The sequence below is a fragment of the Cellulomonas chitinilytica genome (genome assembly GCF_016862675.1).
GTDB lineage: Bacteria > Actinomycetota > Actinomycetes > Actinomycetales > Cellulomonadaceae > Cellulomonas > Cellulomonas chitinilytica.
The window spans coordinates 117833-139551 of record NZ_BONK01000006.1 but is presented as its reverse complement, the minus strand read 5'-3'; the positions used below and the strand labels follow the sequence as shown (position 1 = coordinate 139551).

Annotated in this window: 22 protein-coding genes; 10 read left to right on the top strand and 12 right to left on the bottom strand. The window is 73.0% G+C overall.

The window, feature by feature from the left end; genetic code table 11:
* Nucleotides 1–103 precede the first annotated feature (103 nt).
* The 4 genes from Cch01nite_RS10280 to Cch01nite_RS10265 all read right to left on the bottom strand — a co-directional run bounded on the left by Cch01nite_RS10280 (nt 104) and on the right by Cch01nite_RS10265 (nt 4605).
* Nucleotides 104–2677, bottom strand: coding sequence for a rhamnogalacturonan lyase (locus Cch01nite_RS10280; RefSeq protein ID WP_203752706.1), 2574 nt, complete (start codon nt 2675–2677; stop codon nt 104–106).
* Nucleotides 2678–2935: 258 nt separating this feature from the next.
* A complete protein-coding gene (locus tag Cch01nite_RS10275) occupies nt 2936–3544 on the bottom strand; it encodes a hypothetical protein (RefSeq protein ID WP_203752703.1) in 609 nt (202 codons plus the stop codon).
* A 9-nt stretch (nt 3545–3553) separates the two neighbouring features.
* A complete protein-coding gene (locus tag Cch01nite_RS10270) occupies nt 3554–3916 on the bottom strand; it encodes a hypothetical protein (protein WP_203752700.1) in 363 nt (120 codons plus the stop codon).
* Nucleotides 3917–3987: 71 nt separating this feature from the next.
* Nucleotides 3988–4605 carry a hypothetical protein gene (locus Cch01nite_RS10265; RefSeq protein WP_203752697.1) on the bottom strand — a complete coding sequence of 206 codons (618 nt, stop codon included), beginning with the start codon at nt 4603–4605 and terminating at the stop codon, nt 3988–3990.
* A gap of 202 nt (nt 4606–4807) precedes the next feature.
* Here Cch01nite_RS10265 and Cch01nite_RS10260 point away from each other — a divergent pair, with 202 nt between their 5' ends.
* Both Cch01nite_RS10260 and Cch01nite_RS10255 read left to right on the top strand, forming a co-directional pair.
* On the top strand, nt 4808–5242 hold the full coding sequence (locus tag Cch01nite_RS10260) for a HipA domain-containing protein (RefSeq protein WP_308439235.1): 435 nt from the start codon (nt 4808–4810) through the stop codon (nt 5240–5242).
* Complete coding sequence (locus Cch01nite_RS10255) at nt 5218–5364, top strand: hypothetical protein (RefSeq protein WP_203752678.1); 147 nt, start codon at nt 5218–5220, stop codon at nt 5362–5364. Before Cch01nite_RS10260 ends, Cch01nite_RS10255 begins: the two co-directional genes overlap by 25 nt.
* Before the next feature lie 14 nt (nt 5365–5378).
* On the opposite strand, the gene Cch01nite_RS10250 is transcribed toward Cch01nite_RS10255, so the two are convergent.
* From Cch01nite_RS10250 to Cch01nite_RS10220, 7 genes are read right to left on the bottom strand one after another with little or no spacing between them, the layout of a single operon-like run.
* Nucleotides 5379–5864, bottom strand: coding sequence for a hypothetical protein (locus Cch01nite_RS10250; RefSeq protein ID WP_203752675.1), 486 nt, complete (start codon nt 5862–5864; stop codon nt 5379–5381).
* Between the two features lie 11 nt (nt 5865–5875).
* Nucleotides 5876–6556, bottom strand: a complete 681-nt coding sequence (locus Cch01nite_RS10245; RefSeq protein ID WP_203752660.1) for a response regulator — start codon at nt 6554–6556, stop codon at nt 5876–5878.
* Nucleotides 6553–9054: a DUF4118 domain-containing protein gene (locus Cch01nite_RS10240; protein ID WP_203752657.1), complete on the bottom strand. Its 2502-nt coding sequence runs from the start codon at nt 9052–9054 to the stop codon at nt 6553–6555. Before Cch01nite_RS10240 ends, Cch01nite_RS10245 begins: the two co-directional genes overlap by 4 nt.
* A complete protein-coding gene (gene kdpC / locus Cch01nite_RS10235) occupies nt 9051–9692 on the bottom strand; it encodes a potassium-transporting ATPase subunit KdpC (protein WP_203752654.1) in 642 nt (213 codons plus the stop codon). Before kdpC ends, Cch01nite_RS10240 begins: the two co-directional genes overlap by 4 nt.
* Nucleotides 9689–11806 (bottom strand): potassium-transporting ATPase subunit KdpB, encoded by a 2118-nt coding sequence (gene kdpB, locus Cch01nite_RS10230; RefSeq protein WP_203752651.1) that lies wholly within the window; start codon nt 11804–11806, stop codon nt 9689–9691. Before kdpB ends, kdpC begins: the two co-directional genes overlap by 4 nt.
* Complete coding sequence (gene kdpA, locus Cch01nite_RS10225) at nt 11803–13455, bottom strand: potassium-transporting ATPase subunit KdpA (protein WP_203753306.1); 1653 nt, start codon at nt 13453–13455, stop codon at nt 11803–11805. The genes kdpB and kdpA overlap by 4 nt, the downstream gene beginning before the upstream one ends.
* An 8-nt stretch (nt 13456–13463) precedes the next feature.
* Entirely contained in the window at nt 13464–13556 is a 93-nt protein-coding gene (locus tag Cch01nite_RS10220) for a potassium-transporting ATPase subunit F (protein WP_203752648.1), read from the bottom strand.
* 460 nt (nt 13557–14016) lie between these two features.
* Here Cch01nite_RS10220 and Cch01nite_RS10215 point away from each other — a divergent pair, with 460 nt between their 5' ends.
* From Cch01nite_RS10215 to Cch01nite_RS10195, 5 genes are all read left to right on the top strand, one after another.
* A complete protein-coding gene (locus Cch01nite_RS10215) occupies nt 14017–14220 on the top strand; it encodes a cold-shock protein (protein ID WP_203752644.1) in 204 nt (67 codons plus the stop codon).
* Between the two features lie 140 nt (nt 14221–14360).
* Complete coding sequence (locus Cch01nite_RS10210; protein WP_203752641.1) at nt 14361–15440, top strand: fatty acid desaturase family protein; 1080 nt, start codon at nt 14361–14363, stop codon at nt 15438–15440.
* Between the two features lie 114 nt (nt 15441–15554).
* A complete protein-coding gene (locus Cch01nite_RS10205) occupies nt 15555–16037 on the top strand; it encodes a hypothetical protein (protein WP_203752638.1) in 483 nt (160 codons plus the stop codon).
* A 73-nt stretch (nt 16038–16110) separates the two neighbouring features.
* Nucleotides 16111–16407 (top strand): type II toxin-antitoxin system VapB family antitoxin, encoded by a 297-nt coding sequence (locus tag Cch01nite_RS10200; protein ID WP_203752635.1) that lies wholly within the window; start codon nt 16111–16113, stop codon nt 16405–16407.
* Nucleotides 16404–17036: a LytR C-terminal domain-containing protein gene (locus Cch01nite_RS10195; RefSeq protein WP_203752632.1), complete on the top strand. Its 633-nt coding sequence runs from the start codon at nt 16404–16406 to the stop codon at nt 17034–17036. Before Cch01nite_RS10200 ends, Cch01nite_RS10195 begins: the two co-directional genes overlap by 4 nt.
* A gap of 20 nt (nt 17037–17056) precedes the next feature.
* On the opposite strand, the gene Cch01nite_RS10190 is transcribed toward Cch01nite_RS10195, so the two are convergent.
* Nucleotides 17057–18379 carry a uracil-xanthine permease family protein gene (locus tag Cch01nite_RS10190; RefSeq protein ID WP_203752629.1) on the bottom strand — a complete coding sequence of 441 codons (1323 nt, stop codon included), beginning with the start codon at nt 18377–18379 and terminating at the stop codon, nt 17057–17059.
* Nucleotides 18380–18613: 234 nt separating this feature from the next.
* Between Cch01nite_RS10190 and Cch01nite_RS10185 the strand changes: the two genes are divergently transcribed.
* The 3 genes from Cch01nite_RS10185 to Cch01nite_RS10175 all read left to right on the top strand — a co-directional run bounded on the left by Cch01nite_RS10185 (nt 18614) and on the right by Cch01nite_RS10175 (nt 21665).
* Nucleotides 18614–18811: a hypothetical protein gene (locus Cch01nite_RS10185; protein ID WP_203752626.1), complete on the top strand. Its 198-nt coding sequence runs from the start codon at nt 18614–18616 to the stop codon at nt 18809–18811.
* Between the two features lie 184 nt (nt 18812–18995).
* Nucleotides 18996–20297, top strand: coding sequence for a hypothetical protein (locus tag Cch01nite_RS10180; protein ID WP_239070244.1), 1302 nt, complete (start codon nt 18996–18998; stop codon nt 20295–20297).
* A 66-nt stretch (nt 20298–20363) separates the two neighbouring features.
* Nucleotides 20364–21665: a hypothetical protein gene (locus Cch01nite_RS10175; protein ID WP_203752623.1), complete on the top strand. Its 1302-nt coding sequence runs from the start codon at nt 20364–20366 to the stop codon at nt 21663–21665.
* Nucleotides 21666–21719 lie beyond the last annotated feature (54 nt).

The window sequence follows — 21719 nt, the reverse complement described above, 5'->3', positions numbered from 1 at the left end:
GGTGACGTGGGTGCTCGACGTCGAGGTCTCCTGGAACGCCTGACGACGACGCAGCCCCGGCCGGGGATCGTCCCGACCGGGGCTGCGCGTGGTCCGCTCCGGGTCAGCGGAGCATGGCGACCACCTGGTTCGCCTGGTAGGTCAGCGACGCCCGTGCGGAGTCGGACACGCTCGACGCGCGCCCGGGCGGGGTGAGCGCCTTGACGAACACCTGCAGTGACGCGACGGCCGCCTTGTCGGCTCCGTGGTCGGCGGCCAGGTCGGCCGCCTTCACGGCCGCGAGGAGCACCGCGGCGACCGGCCCGCGGACGTCCTTCGACGCGATCGCGGCCTGGAGCGAGGACTGCAGCGCGTCCACCGACCCCGGCGCCCAGAACTGCGCGACCGGGACCTGCGTGAAGTCGGTGTCGGACGCGAGGTAGAAGCCGACGTCGGACGGCTGGTTGTACGTCGTCTGCTGCCGGGCCACCTCGACGCGGTACTGCGGGTCCTGCATGAGCGTGTACATGTTCCGGTGGCTGACGGCCGTCGACGTGAAGACCCGGATCGCCGACGAGTCGGCCGTGCGGACCAGCAGCTCCTCGCGCCAGTCGCCGAGGACGTCGGCGACGAGCGACGGGTTGCCCTTGGTGCCGTTGTTCGACCGGGTGCCGGTCGCGGTGAGCTGACGGCCGCGGGTCCAGTCGTCGATCGTGACGTCCTGGTCGGCGGAGCCGTTGACGATCTGCGTCGTCCCGTCGGGCAGCCACTTGATGCTCATGTTCGTGCCGGGGATGGCCCCGGGCGTGAACGTGCCGGTCGCCGAGTACAGACCGAGCGACCCGGAGCCGCCGGGCAGGCTCGCCCAGACCTCCAGCCCGCGCACGCCCGGCAGCACGTCGCCGACCATCGAGCGGCCCGTGTCGGCGCCGGAGTACTTGCCGAAGATGACCTGGCCGGTCCTGGCGTCACGCAGGTCCATGCCGTACGGCGCGAACGTCGCACCCTCGTGGGAGGTGTAGATCTCCAGGCCAGGACGGTCCGGGTCGATGTCCGTCACGTGCATGGCGTCGCCGTGGCCGAGCCGGACGTACTGGCCCGGTGCCGCGCTGCCGGCGGGCAGGGTGTCGAACGACGAGTACAGGAGCGACCCGTCGTCGTCGATCGTCGCGGAGCCGTAGACGATCTCCTGCTTCCCGTCGCCGTCCACGTCCGCCGCGGACAGCGAGTGGAAGCCCTGCGTCGTGAGCGTCCCGAACTCCGGGTCCGTGCCGTCGCGCCCGTGCGGGCCGTCGTTGAACGGGTTCGTCATCGGCACGTGGCCCGAGTCGACGTACCACCGCTCCTTGAGCGCACGGCCGTCCCAGTCGTACGCGATGACCGTCGAGCGCGTGTAGTACCCGCGGGCGAAGACGGCCGACGGGTTCTTCCCGTCGAGGTACGCCACCCCGGACAGGAACCGGTCGACGCGGTTGCCCGGCTCGATGCGGGCCATCGCGTAGTCGCCCCAGAGCAGCCCGTCGTCGTCGCGGCCGGGCTTGTAGTCGACCGTCTGGAGCTCCTTGCCCGTGTCCCCGGCGAAGACCGTCAGGTACTCGGGGCCGTCGACGATGAAGCCCTCGAAGTTGCGCAGCACGTTGCGCGTGGAGCGGGCGGGCGCGTAGACGTCCATGAAGTAGTCGACGAGCGACCGGGCGTCCGCGTCGCTGAGCGGGTAGGTGTACTGCGGCGCGATGCCGAACGCCTGCTCCAGCGTGGCCGGCCAGTGCCCGGCGACGACCTCGGGGTGCGTCGACCAGCCCTTGAACATCGTCACGAGGTGCTCGTAGTAGCCGGTCTTGCTCAGCCGGTAGTCGACGGTGTCGGTGACCCCGGCCTTGCGGTCGTCCTTCGGGATCGTCACGTACTTCTCCGACTTCACGGAGCCGTCGGCCTTGTACGTGGTGATCTTCGAGCCCGGGGCCGTCTTCATCATCAGCTCGGCCTTGCCGTCGCCGTCGAAGTCGTAGACGGGGAACTGCGTGTAGTGCGCGCCCGCCCGGATGTTCACGCCCAGGTCGATCCGCCACAGCTGCGTGCCGTCCTGCTCGTACGCGTCGACGTAGACGTTGCCGGTGTAGCCGACCTGGCTGACGTCCTTCGAGTTCGACGGGTCCCACTTGACGACGTACTCGTACTGCCCGTCGCCGTCCACGTCCCCGACCGACATGTCGTTCGCCGAGTACGTGTACGCCTCCCCGACCGGCGTGACCCCGTCGGCCGGCTTGTGCAGGGGGATGTCGAGGGACGGCTGCGCCCACGGGGTCGCCTCGGCGCCGTCGACCTCGTGCCCGTCGACGACCGCGGCGACCTTGTAGCGGCTCGTCGGGGTGCCGGCGGTGTCGAGGTAGTTCGTCGAGTCCGTGACCGTCGCGACCTTGGTGCCGTCGCGGTAGACGGCGAACGCCGGGCCGGTCAGGCCGGTCGCCGTGGCGCCGGTGACCTCGGGGGCGAGCAGGCGCCAGGACACGAACACGCCCTCGCTCGTCGTGGCGGCGACCAGGCCGCGGTCGAGCCGTTCCATCGTCAGACCGCTGGTGCCGGAGCCCGCGCCGGGGCCGGGTGGCGCCGCGCTCGCCGCCGGGACGGCCAGGCACCCGACCAGTGCTGCGACTCCGCCGACGGCAGCCAGACGACCACCGAGGTGGGGACGACTCATCGTTGAATCCTTTCAAATCGGCAGGGCTGCCCGCCGGTGATTGCACGCCGGACGAGAAGCGGCCGAGGCGCCGTTGCCCCGACCACCGCCGAACCTAGCCGGTGAATCGTCCGGATGACACCGTCAGCGGCGAGAACGACCGATTCCGTGGTGGGAGCGCCACCACACGACGGAAAACGCTATCCCTCTCCCGTGCCACACCGCCCGCCGTCGCGTCATCCGTGCGCCCACCGGTCGGGAGACGCGGGAACGGAAGCACTACCACGCCGCAGCGGCAGTGGCAGCGATCCCCAGGATGGCGAGGCCGAACCAGAAGCTGGCGAGCGGAGCCGCGACCCGCGCCACCTCAGGAACATCGATGCCCAGGGGGTGCGCTTCGTTCGCCGCGGTGAGCGCAGCGGCGACGGACGTCACCCGCGTCGGCCTGGCCAACGCGGTCGACAGCTGTGAACCCTCGATCGCGAGCGCCCGGAAGGAACGCGGAGGACGTGACGTGACGATGGACAGAAAGCTCGACGACGTGAAGCTCAGCCCGGCGTGCCGACTCACGACCCGGAGATGGAACGGGTTGACGATGACGAGTGCGTTCTCGTGCAGTGCGACCGACGGCATCAGGAAGCAGCTCGCCGCCATGATCCACGTCCCTAACGACAGGACGACTGCCACGGGATCGATCGTGGGGTAGGACGCGAACGCGAGCACCATGAGAAGCACCGCGAGCGGAAGCATGACGACCCAGCTGCACAGCCTGGCGATGTCGTTCGACCTGAAGCGCAGCACGACCTCCCCGATCTCGGGCCGGTCGGCGATGGCAGACGTGGCACCTAGCACGATCCCGCCCACGAACGGCGGCCAGTAGATGCCCACGACAACCCCTCAGACGCGATCGAACGGCGAAGCACCGAGCGTGCCCACCTCGTGCCACACCTGCGCGGCGAGGTCCACGAACGCGTGCCCCCACAGCAGGACGAGGCTCATGACGAGCGGTGACCACAGCACCCGCACGACGACGGTCGCGAGCCCGGGCCGCAGGCCCACGTTCGCCCCGTGGAGCTCCAGGTACTCCCGTGACGCACCGGCCAGCTCCGAGAACCGCCTCGGCGGACCGTCCGCGCGGGGCGACGGGAAGCCCGACGCGATCCGGGCCAGCGCGACCACCACCACCCCGCCGACGAGGAAGATGAGCGAGATCCCCGTGAAGCTCGTCGCCGCCACTGCGGCGGCCAGGGCGAGGGGCATCGCCGCCGATACGGCGAGGGCACGCCAGCTCGTCGACCTCGGCATCGTCGCCGGCGGTGGTGACGACGACATCAGCACCCCGGCGCCGGCGGTCGGGTGGTCGAGTGCCCGACCAGGCAGTGGTAGCAGCGCCAGTCGTCGTCGCCGGAGCGGTACCAGTCGTGGCAGCCGCAGTCGCGAGCGGCCTTCTGTGCGACACCGAGGCGGATCAGGAACCACGGCAGTCGCGACCGGATGGCGGTCCGTGCGCGGAACCGTCCGGGACACCCGGAACCCCGCGTGCAGTGCTGCGTCCGCCACTCGTCGCCCGACACGTCGATCCGGGACTCGGCGAGCTCGGCGTCCGTCAGGTAGAGGCCCACGCACTCCCCGTCGACCGCCTCCAGCACCACGTCGCCCGGGCCGGTCATCCCGACCATCGCGGCTGCGGAGTACGGCCCGTACTCGGCGAAGAACCGGACGTGGTCAGGGTCGTCCGGGTCGAGGACGACGTGGTGACCGGTGACGTCGAGGACGGTGGACCACCGGGCCAGGACCGGGTCCCCGACGGCGAGGCCGTACGGGTCGACCGACATCCACCGCGGTCGGGCGACGGACACGACCGTCGGGGCGTGGGTCGCGAGCCAGTGCGGGTCGAGGTCGACGCTGTCGGCGAACCTGGCCCGCGCGGCAGGTCGGATGTTCGACACCCTGCGCTCCTCGCTCTGACGGCCGGTTCCCGTCGCCGGTAGGAGCGTGGGCGTAGGCGAGTGTGGCAGCACGACGCCGTGGGGCGCAGCGAAATCGGGCGCGGAACGCCCCGACGGTCGGCGTCCTGTGCGGACGCCACGCACCCGTCATCGCGAGGACCGTCACCCGTCACCCGCAGTCGGGGTTCGCTGAGGCGGACAGATATCACAAACTTGTGACGTCGCGCGCATCCATCAGGAGGACATGCTCCAGACGTTCGCCCTCATGCCGAGGCGCAAGTACGAGGCGGACGGCGGTCCCGGCGTCGCGCGCATCGCGCAACGCCTCCGCTCCGCGGTCGGCGAGGAGGCTGTGGATCGGTTCGTCGAGGCGGTCGTCACGAACTACCTGCTCGGCGCCCCGGACGGCCACGCCAAGAACTACTCACTGCTGCTGGCCGGACCAGGGGTGCGGTTCGCGCCCCTCTACGACGTCTCGACCGGCCTCATCCCTGACACGGCGGGACGGCTGCGGTACCGGTCGGTCGCGCAATCGATCGGCGGCGAGAAGCGCTTCGGGGAGGTGGAGGCGAAGCACTGGGTCGCGTTCGCCGACGTCTGCTCGCCGACGTCGTGCTGCCGCACGTCCGGGCGCTGAGCGAGCAGACGCAACGGGGCCTGTCGAGCACGAGGCGGGTCGACGGGCGGGTGGTCATCCCGTTCCTCGACACGATCAGCACTCCCGTCCGCACGAACGACGAGGTCTGGGACCGCGGCTGAACCAGAGATCGCGGCTAGCAGGCGGGCTGGTTCAGCCTGGCCACGTCGGCAGCCTCGACCTCGCTCGGCTCGCTGTCGCCGTTGTTCAGGACCACCGACCCGTGACCCGCCTCCGGGGTGCCGTCGAACACCACCGCGCCGACGGGCGCGCCACCGTCGCCGTAGAGGCGCACGGCGAACGGCCCGGACATCTCGTCGACCACCTGCTGGTCTCCGGCCACGACGGTGCCGCTGTCGGCGATCGCCGGGAGGCTGATCTCCTGGCGGGACCCGGGTGCGTCGAGCTCCACCTCGACGTCCGGCTCCGACCACAGGTCGGTGCCCAGGCTCAGCTCGAACGTCGACGCCGGCTCGCACGTCAGGCTCACGACGGACGTCGTCCCGTCGGCCGCCGTGACCAGGGCGATCCCTGGTGTCGGCAGCCCGGGGTCAGCGCAGCCTCCGAGCGAGACGCTCAGGGCGGCAGCCAGGGCGAGAGCCGCAGCAGGTCTGGTCGTCACACGCCCTCCTGTCACGCCTCGAACACGTACCCCATGCCCGGTTGGGTCACGATGTGCCGCGGATGAGCCGGATCGTCCTCGAGCTTGCGCCGGAGCTGCGCGGAGTAGACCCGAAGGTAGTGCGTCTCGTCGGAGTACCCCGGTCCCCACACCTCCTGCAGGAGCTGCCGCCGGGACACGAGCCGCCCGCGGTTGCGCACGAGCACCTCGAGCATCGACCACTCGGTGGGGGTGAGCCGCACCTCGGTGCCGTCGCGCAGCACCCGCCGGCGGGCGAGGTCGACGGTCAGCGCACCGGCCACCACGACGGCCTCGTCTCCGTCGGCAGGAGCGGCGGCGCGGCGGACCGCGGCCCGCAGCCGGGCGAGCAGCTCGTTCATCGCGAACGGCTTCGTCACGTAGTCGTCGGCCCCCGCGTCGAGGGCGTCGACCTTGTCCTCGCCGTGCTGCCGGGCGGACAGGACGACGATCGGCACCCGGGTCCAGGCTCGCAGGGCGGTGATGACGTCGATGCCGCTCATGTCGGGCAGGCCGAGGTCGAGCAGCACGACGTCGGGGTGGTGGTGCGCGGCGGCGGCGAGGGCGTGCGCGCCGTCGTCGGCGGTCGTGACGGTCCAGCCGGACGCGCGCAGGGTGATGCCGAGGGCGTGCGCGAGGCCCGGCTCGTCGTCGACCACCAGCACGTGGCTCATGCGCCCGCGCCCGCCCGCGGCACCAGCACCACCATCGTCAGCCCGCCTCCCGGGGTGTCCTCGGCGTGGACCTCCGCGCCCACGGCGGTCGCGAGCCCGTCGGCGACGGCGAGCCCGAGGCCGAGCCCGGTGTCGGCGGAGGTGTCGCCGAGCCGCTGGAACGGTTCGAACATGCGCTCCTTCTGCTCGTCGTCCAGCCCGGGTCCGGTGTCCTGCACCCGCACCTCGATGCCGCCGGGCGAGTCGGACGCGCTGACCACCACGGGCGGACCGTAGCGGACGGCGTTCTGGACGAGGTTCGCGACGACGCGTTCCAGCAGCCCGGGGTCGGTGCGCACGAGCGGCAGGGTCTCGGGGACGTCGAGCCGGACGACGTCGCCGGGGTACCCCTCGACGGCGAGCGGCACGACCTCGTCGAGGCTCGCGTCACGCAGCACCGGGCGGACGCTGCCCGTCTGCAGGCGGGACAGGTCGAGCAGGTTGTCGATGAGGCGCTCGAGGCGGCCGGTCGACTCGCCGAGCGCGTCGACGAGGGCGGCACGGTCCTCGGGGCCGAGAGACAGGCCGGTGAGGGCGTCGACGGACGCGCGGATCGTGGCGAGCGGCGTGCGCAGGTCGTGCGAGACGGCCGCGAGCAGGGCGGTCCGGGTCGTGTCCGCCTGCTCGAGGACCCGTGCCTGCTCGGCCTGCGCACGGAGCCGGTTCTGCGCGAGGACCGCGCCGACCTGGGACGCGAACGCCTCCAGCACCCGTCGGTCGCTCGCGGGCAGCACCCGCCCGCACAGGGCGAGCACCCGCTCGTCGTCGACCGTCAGCACCGCCTGGCCGTCCTCGGGGCGCACAGCCGGGTCCGGGCCCGACGACGCGAGCACGGTCCAGGACGCACCCGACCGTTCCAGCAGCGACACGGCCCGCAGCGTGAACGTCTCCCGCAGCCGTTCGACGAGCGCGGACGCGCTGTCGTCCCCGGACAGCACGGCGCGCGACACGGACGCGAGCGCGGAGGCCTCCGCCCGCGCCCGGAACGCCTCGCCGGTCCGCCGGGCCGCGAGGTCGACGACGGACGCGACACCGGCGGCGACCAGCACGAACACCGCGAGCGCGAGCGCGTTCTCCGGCCGGTCGACGGTGAGCCGCCCGGTCGGGGCCGTGAAGAACCAGTTGAGCAGCAGGAACCCCGCGACGGCGCTGACGACGGCGGGCCACAGCCCCCCGACCAGGGCGACGAGCACCGTGAGCGCGAGGAACAGCAGGAGCTCGGTCGGCAGGCTCACGGAGTCGCGCAGCAGCGACAGGACCCAGGTGAGCAGCACGGGCCCGACGATCCCGAGCACCCACCCGGCGATCCGCCGCGACGGCGACAGCGGCGACCGGCGCGACAGGCGCGGCCGCCCGGACCGCGCCTTCTCGTGCGTCACGAGGTGCACGTCGATCGCCCCGGCGAGCCGCGCGATCTCCGTCCCGTTGCCCTCCGAGAGGGCCTCCCGCCACCGGCTGCGCCGGGACACGCCGACCACGATCATCGTGGCGTTCACGCCGGTCGCGAAGTCGACGACGGCCGTCGCGACGTCCTCCCCGACGACGGTGTGGAACGTGCCGCCCAGGGACTCCACGAGGGCCCGCTGCTCCGCGATCCGTCCGGGCGGCGCGCTCGGCAGGCCGTCGGTGGCGAGCACGTGCACGGCGAGCAGCTCGGAACCCGCGGCCCGCTGGGCGATGCGGGCGCCCCGCCGCAGCAGGGTGTCCCCCTCGGGGCCGCCGGTGACGGCGACGACGACCCGCTCCCGGGCGGGCCAGGGCGTCTCGATGCGGTGGTCGCGGCGGTAGTCGGTGAGGGCGTCGTCGACCCTGTCCGCGAGCCACAGCAGCGCGAGCTCCCGCAGGGCGGTGAGGTTGCCGAGCCGGAAGTACGACGCGAGCGACGCGTCGACCTGCTCGGCCCGGTACACGTTGCCGTGGGCGAGCCGGCGGCGCAGCGCCTGCGGCGGCAGGTCGACGAGCTGGATCTGGTCGGCGTCCCGCACCACCTGGTCGGGGACGGTCTCGCGCTGCCTGATGCCGGTGATGGCCTCGACGTCGTCGTTGAGCGACTCCAGGTGCTGCACGTTGACGGTCGTCACCACGTCGATGCCCGCCTCGAGGAGGTCGTGCACGTCCTGCCACCGCTTCGCGTGCCGGGTGCCGGGGACGTTGGTGTGCGCGAGCTCGTCGATCATCGCGACCTGCGGCGCGCGGCGCAGCACGGCGTCCGCGTCGAGCTCGGTGAAGTCGCTCCCCCGGTGGGTCAGGGCGAGACGCGGCAGCACCTCGAGCCCGTCGAGCTGCGCGGCGGTCGCGGCCCGCCCGTGCGTCTCGACGAGCCCGACGACCACGTCGGTGCCGCGGGCGAGCCGCCGGTGGGCCTCGTCGAGCATCGCGTACGTCTTGCCGACCCCGGGCGCGGCCCCGAGGTACACGGTGAGCCGCCCGCGCCGTCGGCCCTCGTCCGCGCTGGTCACGAGCCCATTGTGCTCAGGGCCAGGTTGAGCGCGAGCACGTCGACCCGCGGCTCACCGAGGATGCCCAGGTCACGGCCCACGACGGTCCGCTCGACGAGCGCCGCGACCTCGTCCTGCGGCAGCCCGCGTTCCCTGGCCACCCGCGCGACCTGCAGCCGCGCGTACGCCGGGGAGATGTCGGGGTCGAGGCCGGACGCCGACGCGGTGAGCGCGTCGGGCGGCACGAGCGCCGGGTCCACGCCCTCCTCGGCGGCGACCTGCGCCCGCCGTGCCTCGATGGCCGAGACGAGGTCCGGGTTGTTCGGCCCGAGGTTCGACCCGCTCGACGCGAGCGTGTCGTACCCGTCGCCCGCCGCCGAGGGCCGCGGGTGGAACCACTGCTCCCCGGCGAACTGCTGGCCCACGAGCAGCGAGCCGACGGCAGCGGACGGAGAGGTGACCTGCGACCCGTCCGCCGCCACGAGCGACCCGGACGCCTGCCACCGGAACAGCACCTGCCCCACGCCGAAGACGGCCAGTGGGTAGACGATCCCGAGCAGCACGGTGAGGACGAGCAGCACGCGCAGGCCCGCGAGCGCCTGCCGGGTGAACGACACCGCGACGGTGCCGACGGGACGGGGGGCGAGGGTGCTGGTCATGAGGCGATCCCGGGGAGGAGGGAGATGACGAGGTCGAGGAGCTTGATGCCGACGAACGGCGCGACGAGCCCGCCGATGCCGTAGAGCAGCAGGTTGCGGCGCAGCATCACGGAGGCCGCGGCGGGCCGGTACCGCACGCCCCGCAGGGACAGGGGCAGCAGCGCGACGATGACGAGCGCGTTGAACACGACGGCCGAGAGGATCGCGGACTGCGGGCTGGCGAGGTGCATCACGTTGAGCACCCCGAGCTGCGGGAACGCGACGACGAACATCGCCGGCAGGATCGCGAAGTACTTCGCGACGTCGTTGGCGATGGAGAACGTGGTGAGCGCGCCGCGGGTGATGAGCAGCTGCTTGCCGATCTCGACGATCTCGATGAGCTTGGTCGGGTTGGAGTCGAGGTCGACCATGTTCCCGGCCTCCTTCGCGGCCGTCGTGCCGGTGTTCATCGCGACGCCGACGTCGGCCTGGGCGAGCGCCGGGGCGTCGTTGGTGCCGTCGCCGCACATCGCGACGAGCCGCCCGCCCTCCTGCTCCCGGCGGATGAGCGCGAGCTTGTCCTCCGGGGTGGCCTCGGCGAGCACGTCGTCGACCCCGGCCTCGGCGGCGATCGCGGCGGCCGTCAGCGGGTTGTCGCCGGTGACCATCACGGTCCGGATGCCCATGGCGCGCAGCGCGTCGAACCGCTCGCGCATGCCCTCCTTGACGACGTCCTTGAGGTGGATGACGCCGAGCACGCGCGCCGGCGAGTTCCCGTACTGCTCGGCGACGACGAGGGGTGTGCCGCCGGACGCCGAGATCGCGTCGACCGTCGCGGCGACGTCCGCCCCCGCGTGCCCGCCCGTCGACCGCACCCAGTGGGTGACGGCCACGGCCGCCCCCTTGCGGACCCGACGCCCGGGCAGGTCGACCCCGCTCATCCGGGTCACGGCGGTGAACGGCACGAGCTCCGCCCCGGCGAGGTCGTGCCGCTCCCGCAGCCCGAACCGCTCCTTGACCAGCACCAGCACCGAGCGCCCCTCGGGCGTCTCGTCGGCCATGCTGGACAGCTGTGCGGCGTCGGCCAGGGCCTCCGGCGAGACCCCGGACGCAGGCAGCAGGTCCGCGGCCTGCCGGTTGCCGAGCGTGATGGTGCCGGTCTTGTCGAGCAGCAGCACGTCCACGTCGCCCGCGGCCTCGACGGCCCGCCCCGACATCGCGAGCACGTTGCGCCGCACGAGCCGGTCCATCCCGGCGATCCCGATGGCGGACAGCAGCGCGCCGATGGTCGTCGGGATGAGGCAGACGAGCAGCGCGACGAGCACCACGAGCGACTGCTGTGCCCCGGAGTACACGGCGAACGGCTGCAGCGTGACGACGGCCAGCAGGAACACGATCGTCAGGGTCGTGAGCAGCACATTGAGCGCGACCTCGTTGGGCGTCTTCTGCCGGGCCGACCCCTCGACGAGCGCGATCATCCGGTCGACGAACGTCTGCCCGGGCTGCGCGGTGATCCGCACGACGATCCGGTCGGACAGCACGACGGTCCCGCCGGTGACGGCCGACCGGTCCCCGCCGGACTCCCGGATCACGGGCGCCGACTCCCCGGTGATCGCGGACTCGTCGACGGACGCGACCCCCTCGACCACGTCGCCGTCGGACGGGATCACCTGCCCCGCCTCGACCACGACCACGTCCCCGACCCGCAGGGTGGACGAGGGCACCTCGGTCGTCGGCAGCGCGGCCAGCCCGGTCGTCTCCGTGAGCGTGTCGGCCGGCGCGACGACCCGGCGCGCGGTCGTCGTCCGCTGCGTGGCCCGCAACGTCGCCGCCTGCGCCTTCCCCCGCCCCTCCGCGACGGACTCGGCGAGCGTCGCGAACAGCACGGTCAGCCACAGCCACGCGGCGACGGCCCACGCGAACACGCTCGGGTCGACGACGGCGAGCACGGTCGTGAACGCCGCCCCCACCTCGACGACGAACAGGACGGGCGCACCCCACAGCCGCCGCGGGTCGAGCCCACGGAGCGCACCGGGCAGTGCGTCGAGAAGCTGACGCCCGGACAGCGCGGACGCCGCCGCGGGCACGCGGTGCGGCGTGGCAGCCGCGCGGGGAGGGACCAGGGTCGTGCTCATGACAGGGACTCCACGACGGGACCGAGGGACAGGACGGGGACGAACGTGAGGCCGACGACCACGAGGGTCACCGACACGAGCAGGCCGACGAACAGGGGCCCGTGGGTCGGCAGGGTCCCGGCGCTCGCGGGGGTGCTGCGCTGGGACGCGAGCCGGCCGGCGAGCGCGAGGACGAGCGCGATGGGCACGAACCGGCCGGCGAGCATCGCCAGCCCCAGCAGCGTGTTGTAGAACGGCGTCGCGACGGTCAGCCCGGCGAACGCGGACCCGTTGTTGTTCGCGGCGGACGTGAACGCGTACAGCACCTCGGACAGCCCGTGCGGCCCGGCGTTGAGGATCCCGGCGCGACCCTCGGGCGTCGCGACCGCGACCGCGGTGCCGACGAGCACGATCGCGGGCATCGTCAGCACGGACAGCGCGACGAGCGTGATCTCCTGCCGGCCGATCTTCTTGCCCAGGTACTCGGGGGTCCGCCCGACCATGAGCCCCGCGAGGAACACCGCGACGACCGCCAGCACGAGCATCCCGTAGAGCCCCGTCCCGACGCCGCCCGGCGCGACCTCCCCGAGCAGCATGTTCACGATCGCCACCCCGCCGCCCGGCGCGGTCAGCGAGTCGTGCGCGGCGTCGACGGCCCCGGTCGACGTGCCCGTGGTCGACGCCGCGAACAACGCCGAGGCGGCCAGGCCGAACCGGGTCTCCTTGCCCTCCATGGCCCCGCCGGCGGCGAGCGGCGCGAGCCCCGGCCCGGCGGTCTCCGCCCAGGTGAGCAGCGCGACGGCACCGGCCCAGAGGGTGCCCATCGTCGCGAGGACCGCCCACCCCTGCCGCCTGTCCCCGACCATCACGCCGAACGTCCGCGGCAGCGAGAACGGGACCAGCAGGAGCAGCACGACCTCGAGCACGTTCGTCCACGGTGCGGGGTTCTCGTACGGGTGCGCGGAGTTGGCGTTGAAGAAGCCGCCGCCGTTGGTGCCGAGCTCCTTGATCGCCTCCTGCGACGCGACCGGCCCGCCGAGCACGTGCTGCGTCTGCCCGGCGAGCGTCGTGATCTCGGTGTGCGCGTGGAAGTTCTGGATGACGCCACCGGCCACGAGCGCCACGGCCGCGACGAACGCGAGCGGCAGCAGCACCCGCACGCTCCCGCGCACCAGGTCCGCCCAGAAGTTCCCGACCCGCCCGTCCGTCCCGGACCGCGCGAACCCCCGGACCAGCGCCACGGCGACCGCGAGCCCGACGGCGGCCGACACGAAGTTCTGCACCGCCAGCCCCGTCATCTGCAGCAGGTGGCCCGCGGCGACCTCGCCGGAGTACGACTGCCAGTTCGTGTTCGTCACGAACGACACCGCGGTGTTCCACGCCCCCGCCGGGTCGAACGGCGACGCCCCGAGGGACATCGGCAGCACGTCCTGCAGCCGCGCGAGCCCGTACAGCAGCAGCACGCCCGCCAGCGAGAACCCCAGCAGCGACATCAGGTAGGTGCTCCACCGCTGCTCGGCGTCCGGGTCCACCCGCATCACCCGGTACCCGGCGCGCTCGACGGCGAGGTGCCGCGGCGACGTGAACACCCGGGCCATGTACTCCCCGAGGGGCCGGTGCGCGAGCGCCAGCACGAGCACGACGAGCCCGATCTGGGCGACGACGACCATCGGCCCGCTCACCGCACCTTGTCCGAGCGCAGCAGCTGCACGACGAGGTAGACGAGCAGCGCGGCGGCCACGACGAGCCCGGCGACGTCCGCCGCGCTCATGACCGGTCCGCCCGCTGGGCGACGAGCGCGACGGCGGCGAAGAACACCACGGTCAGCGCGAGGAAGGCCAGGTCGGCCACGGGAGGCACCTTCGACGAACGGCCGGGCGGTCGCAGGGGCCGCTCCGGACGAGCCCCGGCAGGGGCCCGCTCCTCAGGTGTAGACCCGGCTCAGGGCCGCGACCGGCGTCCTTGACGGATCCTTGACGCCCGCGCGACCACCCTTGACGGGTACCGCACGCCCACACCTCGGGCACCGAGATTCGGTGTGACCTTTCCCATCTGAGGCATCCGTGCCGTACGGTGGTGCCTGTAGTCGCTGTGCATCGCTTGTCATGACCGCCGCGGGAGACCCGGCACGACGTTCTCGAGGCTTCCTCGACGGACGGACGACGACCACCGTGATCACCGGTCCCGGTCAGACGGGGTTGTCAGTACGCATCCTGAGAGAAGAGAGCATCATGCCTGTTGGCACCGTGAAGTGGTTCAACGCCGAGAAGGGCTTCGGCTTCATCGCCCCCGAGGACGGCGGCCCCGACGTCTTCGCGCACTACTCCGCCATCGCGACGAGCGGCTACCGCACGCTCGAGGAGAACCAGAAGGTCCAGTTCGACGTCACGCAGGGCCCCAAGGGCCCGCAGGCCTCGAACATCACGCCTCTGTGATCCACGCTCACCACTGAGCATCCGCACGAGACCCCGGCCCCCTCGGCCGGGGTCTCGTCGTATTCATCGGACGACGAGGCCGGACACGTCGCGAAGTCCACTCCCCCAGGACCCTGACAGGGACGACAGGACGGACTGACATGACGATCGACGCCTCCGTCGACGCACCGACGCGACCCCGCGACCGCGCGGTCAGCGACTTCACCGAGCTCACCCGACGGGTCCAGGCCGCCGGCCTCATGCGCCGCCGGCCGGGCCACTACACCGCACGGATCACCGCCGCGGTGTTCGCGATGGGCGCCCTCGTGGCCGGGATCGTCCTCGTGGGCGACTCCTGGTGGCAGGTCGCGATCGCCGTCGGCGCGGCGATCATCCTCACGCAGGTGGCGTTCCTCGGGCACGACGCCGCGCACCGGCAGATCTTCACGAACGGCCGCGCCAACACGTGGACCAGCCTGGTGCTGGCCAACCTGTTCGTCGGGCTGAGCTACGGGTGGTGGCAGCACAAGCACACCCGCCACCACGCCAAGCCGAACCAGGTCGGCGCCGACCCGGACATCGACCTCGAGGTCATCGCGTTCACGCCCGACGACATCGCCCGGCACCGCAGCAGGCTGTCGCGCTGGTTCCTGCGCAAGCAGGGCTGGTTCTTCTTCCCGCTGCTGTTCCTCGAGGGCCTCGCGCTGCACGTCGCGGCCATCAAGCGGGTGGCCTCGCGCGAGCCGATGGAGCGTCGTGGCGTCGAGATCTCGATGCTCGCCGTCCGCCTGCTCGGCGGCCTCGGCCTCGTGCTGCTCGTGATGTCGCCGACGAAGGCCGTCGTGTTCCTCGCGGTGCAGCTCGCCCTGTTCGGCTTTTACATGGGGGCGTCGTTCGCCCCGAACCACAAGGGCATGCCGCTGATCCCCAAGGACGCGCGCATCGACTTCCTGCGCCGCCAGGTGCTCACCAGCCGCAACATCGGTGGCGGCCGCTGGGTCGACGTGCTCATGGGCGGGCTCAACCACCAGGTCGAGCACCACCTGTTCCCGTCGATGCCCCGCCCGAGCCTGCGTCGGGCGCAGCCCCTGGTGAAGGCGTACTGCCAGGCGCACAACATCCCGTACGCGTCGGTGTCGCTGCCGCGGTCGTACGCGATCATCGTCCGGCACCTCAACAGCGTCGGGCGCCCCGACCGCGACCTGTTCGCCTGCCCGGTGACTGCCGCCTACCGCGTCTGACGTCGTCGCGCGGCCGTATCTGGGCCGTTCGGGCCGTCCTCCTCCTCGTCGGGTGCAGCACCGCACCCGCGGCCACGCAACCCGCACGGCCGCCCGTGGACGAGGAGGGCGACGATGGCGTTGACCAAGGCGGCGATCTACCTGATCGGCCGCATCCACCCCGAGATCTTCGACATCCTGGGGAACCCGCACGGCCCGTACGGCACCGTCGGAGGCATCCAGGTGGGCCTGCAGGCTCACGTCGCGCACGCCGCGCACGCCGCCGCGGAGCTCAACCCGCAACCGTTGCCGCCGCTGGCCGTCGGCTTCCAGGCGGGCCAGGACCTGTTCCGGCTCGCCCGCACCGCGACGCAGCTGCGCCTCGCGTTCGACCCGGACCTCGACGACTGGTGCCCGACGCCCCCGCGCCCGCCGGGCGGCTGGGGCCCGTGGCCGCGCGGCCCGCAGCCCGATCCGTGGCTCGCCGACTACAACCTCGGCCTGGCGCTGTTCCTCGAGGCGTCCCAGTCCGCGTGGGAGCAGACGGACGCAGCACGGTCGCTCGAACGTGCCCACGACATCGCGCTCGACGCGGCCCAGAAGGGTCTCGGCGGGTGAACCCACCCGCCCGCGGGACGGCTCACCCTGGAGCGGGCCGTCTCGCGGGTGGGCGTCCCCCTAGACTCCCCCCGTGATCTTCAAGGCGGTGGGCGAGGGCAGGCCCTACCCGGACCACGGGCTCGAGACCCCCAAGCAGTGGGCCGAGGTCGCTCCCCGGGTGGTGCGCCTCGACGAGCTCGTGACGACCAAGCGCACTCTCGACCTCACGGCGCTGCTGGCCGAGGACTCGACGTTCTACGGCGACCTCTTCGCGCACGTCGTGCAGTACAAGGGCGTCATGTACCTCGAGGACGGCCTGCACCGGGCCGTCCGGGCCGCGCTCCAGCAGCGCCCGGTCCTGCACGCGCGCGTCCTGGTGATCGAGTGAGCGACCAGGACCGCGGGCGCGCGCTGCGCCGCCGGCACATGCACGAACGCCAGGCCGTGATCTTCGGCGTCCTGCTCGCCGGCCTCGCGGTCGCCGGGCTGGGTGCCGCCGCCGTGTACACCGGCAGCCTCGACCTGCCCGTGATCGGCCGCGGGTTCAGCACCGCTCCCGCGAGCCCGACGGCGGCGAACGCGGTCGGTCCGTGCCCGCCCGAGGGCGCGCTCCCTGTGCCGTACGACCAGGTCACCGTCAACGTGTACAACGCCACGACCCGCGTCCGGCTCGCGGCGGCCACCGCGGAGGTGCTCGGCGAGCGCGGGTTCCACGTCGGGACGACGCAGAACGGGTCGGCGTACTCGGGTGTCGCGCTGATCTCGTTCGGCCCGGGCGGCGTGGCGCAGGCGTACACGCTCGCGGCCCAGATCGAGGGCGCGACGCTGCTGCTCGTCAACAAGGACCCGGCCGACCCGAGCGTCGACCTCGCGCTCGGCAGCGACTACGCCGAGCTGAAGCCCGCCGAGACGGTGCTGCTCGACCCGGCGGTGCCGTTCACGCCTCCGCCGGGCTGCACCCCGCTCAGCGAGGCGACGCCCGTCGCTCAGCCGACGCCCACCGCGCCCGCCGGCTGAGCGTCAGCCCTCCGGGGCGGTCAGCGGGCGGCCCCGTCGTCGACGGGTTCGACCGGCTCGACGGACGTCGGCGACACCGGCTCCGCGGCGGTGCCCCGCCACCGGGCGAGGACCCGCATGACGTGGAAGACGACGATCGCGGTAGCGGTGCCCAGCGCGATGCCGGCGAACTCGAGGTCGCCGACGACCCACGTGTAGTTCGCGATGCCGACGACGAGCGCGACGGCGGCGGGCACCAGGTTCACCGGGTTGCCGAAGTCGACCTTCGCCTGGATCCAGATGCGGGCGCCGAGCAGGCCGATCATGCCGTAGAGCATCGTCGTGGCGCCGCCGAGGACGCCCGCGGGCACCGTCTGGATGAGCTGGCCGAACTTCGGTGACATCGACAGCAGCAGCGCGGACGCACCCGCCACCCAGTACGCGGCCGTCGAGTACACGCGGGTCGCGGCCATGACGCCGATGTTCTCCGCGTACGTCGTGGTGCCGGATCCGCCGCCGAGACCGGCGAGGGTCGTCGCGAGGCCGTCGGCGAGCAGCGCCCGGCCGGTGAGCGGGTCGAGGTTGCGGCCGGTCATCGCGGCGACGGACTTCACGTGGCCGACGTTCTCCGCGACGAGCACGAGGACGACGGGCACGAACAGCCCGAGCACGGACGCGTCGAACCGGGGCGTGACGAAGTCGGGCAGCCCGACGAGCGGAGCGCTGTCGAACTGGGAGAAGTCGACCTGTCCCTGGACCAGCGCGGCGACGTACCCGACGACCACGCCGACCAGGATGGCCAGCCGTCCGAGGATGCCGCGGAACAGCACGGTGGACAGGATGATCGCCGTCAGCGTGATGATCGCCGTCAGGGGCGCCTGCTGCGTGTACTGCCAGGCGACGGGCGCGAGGTTGAACCCGATGAGCGCGACGATCGTGCCGGTGACCACCGGCGGCATCACGACCTCGATCCAGTGCGTGCCGACGAGGTGCACCACCAGGCCGACCGCGGCGAGCACCACACCGGTCACGAGGATGCCCCCGACGGCGACGGCCTGGCCGTCCGACGCGGTCGCCGCGAGGATCGGCGCGATGAACGCGAAGCTCGACCCGAGGTAGCTGGGCAGCCGGTTCCGGGTGATCAGCAGGAAGCCGAGCGTGCCGACCGCGGAGAAGAACAGGGTCGTCTGCGGGGAGAACCCGGTGATGAGCGGGACGGCGAACGTGGCCCCGAACATCGCGACGACGTGCTGCATGCCGATGCCGATCGTCCGCGGCCAGGTGAGCCGCTCGTCGGGCGCGACGACCTCGCCCGGCGGGACGTGCTTGCCGTTCCCGTGCAGCCTCCACGCGAGCAGGTCCATGCCGTCCTCCTCCCGGGCCGGCAGGCCGGCCCACGCCGTCCGAGCGCACCCGGGCACGCGCCAGGGGCCGGCGGCTCGTGGCCGCTGAACCGAAGGCTAGGGCCTGGTGACAGGCGCCGACGGGACCTTCGGCGCCCTCGTCGGGCGCGCGCGGGGCCGACGTGCCACGGTGTCCCTGACGGCACACGTCGAACCTCCGGCGGAGCCGCGGCCCGAGCACGAGGAGGACCGATCGTGACCGACGACCAGCTGCGACCGCCCCCACGCGAGGTGGTCCCGGGCGGGGCCCCCGACCCCGTCATCGCGACCGCCCCGACGGCCCCGCCGCCACCCCCGGAGGGTGAGTACGCCCCCGAGCTCGGCGACGAGGACGACCACGACAGCCTGCGCCCCACGTCCTACCCCCCGGTCTCCGGGGGCGGCATCACCTGACGCGTCCCGGCCGGCCCGACGGGTCGTGAGCTCGCGGGGTGGGACGCGCGGACGGGGGCCTCCTGGTCACAGGCGCGCGGGCTACCCTGGCGTCCCCGCTGCCCGCCGGGTCGGCTCGGCGGCCCCTTCCCGCCGGAGGCGCACCCTGTTCCGCCGACTGTCGCGCTCGCTCACCGCCGTGTGGGTGGCCTTCCTCCTCGTGCACGGCTGGCTCATGTACGTCGGCGTCGTGCTGATCCCGGAGCGCGCCTTCTGGGACCTCGGGCTGTACCGCTACTGGATGTACCTGGGGATCCACGACGGGCAGTGGCCCGTGCTGTCCGGCTCGTGGGTGTACCCCGCAGGCGCGGTCGTCCCGATGCTCGTGGCGGGGGTCGGCGGCGTCACCGCCGGTTCCGGGTACATGTGGGCGTGGTCGCTCATGGTGACCGCGCTCGACGCCGCCGCCCTCGGCGTGCTGCTGCACGCGCCGCGCATCGCCCGGCCCGTGGGCGCGCAGGACCACCCCCGCGGGCACCACCTGCACGAGCCGCGGACCACCGCGGGTGCCTGGTGGTGGATCGGGTTCCTGCTGCTGCTCGGGCCGATCGCCATGGGCAGGCTCGACGCCGTCGTCGCACCCGTCGTGGTCGTCGCGCTCGCCGTCACGCTGCGGCACCCCAAGGTCTCCTCGGCCCTGCTCACGGCGGCCGCCTGGGTCAAGGTCGCCCCGGGGGCGCTGCTCCTCGCCGTCGTCGTCGCGGTCCGTCGGCCCTGGCGGGACGTCGTCGTCCCCGCCGCCCTCGTCTCGATCGGGATCCTCGCGGCGGTCGCCGTCGGCGGCGGCACGTCGCACGTCGCGTCGTTCCTGCTCGAGCAGGGCGAGCGTGGGCTCCAGGTCGAGTCGCCCGGTGCCACGCCGTGGCTCGTCGCCGGCCTGTGGTCCGACGACGTGGTGCGCTGGCTGAACGAGCCGATCGTCACGTGGGAGATCCGCGGACCCGGCACGGTCGTGGCGGCCGACGTGCTCGGCACGCTGTTCCCGCTCGGGCTGGTCGCGGCGGGCGGGCTGCTGTGGTGGTGCCGGCGCCGTGCCGGTGAGGGGTTCTGGACCGATCCCGTCGCGCAGCGCGAGCTCGTGGTGCGCGGCGCGATGCTGCTGACGCTCACGATGCTCGTGCTCAACAAGGTCGGGTCGCCGCAGTACATGGGGTGGCTGGCCCCGCCCGTCGCCGTCGCGCTCGCGCTGCGGCTGCCCGGCTGGCGGACCACCGCGTGGTGGACCCTCGGGGTCGCCGCCGCGACGCAGGTCGTGTTCCCGTGGGGGTACGACGAGGTCCTGAACGCCGGCCCCGGCGTCACGCTGGTGCTCGCCGCCCGCAACGTGGCCCTCGTCGTGCTCACGGTGGTGACGGTCCGGGCCCTGCTCCGGCAGCACGTCGCCCGGCCGGACACCCCGGCCGCGGAGCCGGAGCCGACCGTCGACGTCGAGGCGCCCGTCGCGTAGCTCGTCCTGTCGGGTTTCGCCCGATCAGGTGGTCATGGAGCCCGGCCCGGCGCCGATCTTCAGGACGTGGACTGGACGCAGATGGAGATCCGCGGCGGCGGGTGGGGGCCCGAGATGCTCCGCCAGACGGTGTACCTGCGGCTCGCACCGCACGAGCGGCCGGACGCAGCACTCGCCCTGGCCTCCCCGGACGGGAGCGAACCGGCGTACATCGCGGCGAGGCTGGTGGACGACGCCAACGTCAGCGTCGACGGTCGGACGTTCTTCGGCTTCGGGGTCGGCGGGATGGTCGCCGCCGGCCTCGCGTCCGCGGTCGACCGGATCTTCGCTCCGTGGGACCTGCAGCTGTGGTTCACCGACGGTGTCTGGCTCGACCTGCACGCCTATCGCGGCCCCGCACCCGGCCAGGGCCTGCTGGCGGACCTCGAGCAGCGTCTGCGCGCGTCGCGAGTCGGTCCAGCCCTGGACGACGACGAGGACGACGACTTCGACGAGGACGAGGACGACGACGAGTACGAGGAGACCCCGCGGTCGGTCTACTGGGAGCTGGAGGGCTCCTTGGCCGACAAGATCGAGGCGGCGATCGACAAGACCTGGTTGACGGGCGGCGACCCGCGGGTCGCCCTCGGGTATGCGCTGACCGGGTCGTGGGCACGCCAGAGCGTCCGCCGCGTCAAGGGCGACAAGGAGCTGCGCGAGCAGGTGCGCGCCGTCTACCTGGGGGCCAGCCTCGCGTTCGGGCCGGTCGACCAGGCACGGCAGCGCTGGATCGCCCGGCTCCTCGACGTGCGGCACCCGAAGAACCCCTCGTACCCCTCGTACAGCCACCTGCCCTGGATCGACGAGGCCTGGGCGGGGCCGCTGCCCCCCGGGCTTCGACGCCCGGGCGCAGTCGCACGCGACGTCGTCACCGCCGTGCGCCGTGGGCAGCACCCGCGGCTGCCCGGGGGCGACCCCGGCGTCCAGCTGCGGATCGGCGACATCCTGCACCTGGCGGCCGCCCGCAACGAGGACGACGACGAGCGAGAACGGATCGAGGAGCTCGCGCACGCGCTCGTCCGTGCCGGCACGCGGGCCGGAGGCCGCTACACCGCGAGGCAGACGGCGGCGGTCGCGGCCGCTGCCCGGATGCCGCAGTTCCTGGCACGACGGGGGTACGGGGTCGACGCGGGAGCGGCGATCGTCGCCGCCTCCGGGCTCGACATCGACGTCTGCATCATGGCCTGCCAGCTCAGGGAAGCCGGCGCTCGGGCACTGGGCGAACCGGAGGACGCGGTCGCCACCCTCGCCGGCAACGTGCTCAGCGACCTCGGGTACGACAGGACGACCTGGGTGGACTCCGAGCCGGACACGCCGAGCGGCTGGTAGGTCGCCGACCTCCCGCGGGGGCGCGCCGGGCACGACGACGCCCGCTCCCGGGGG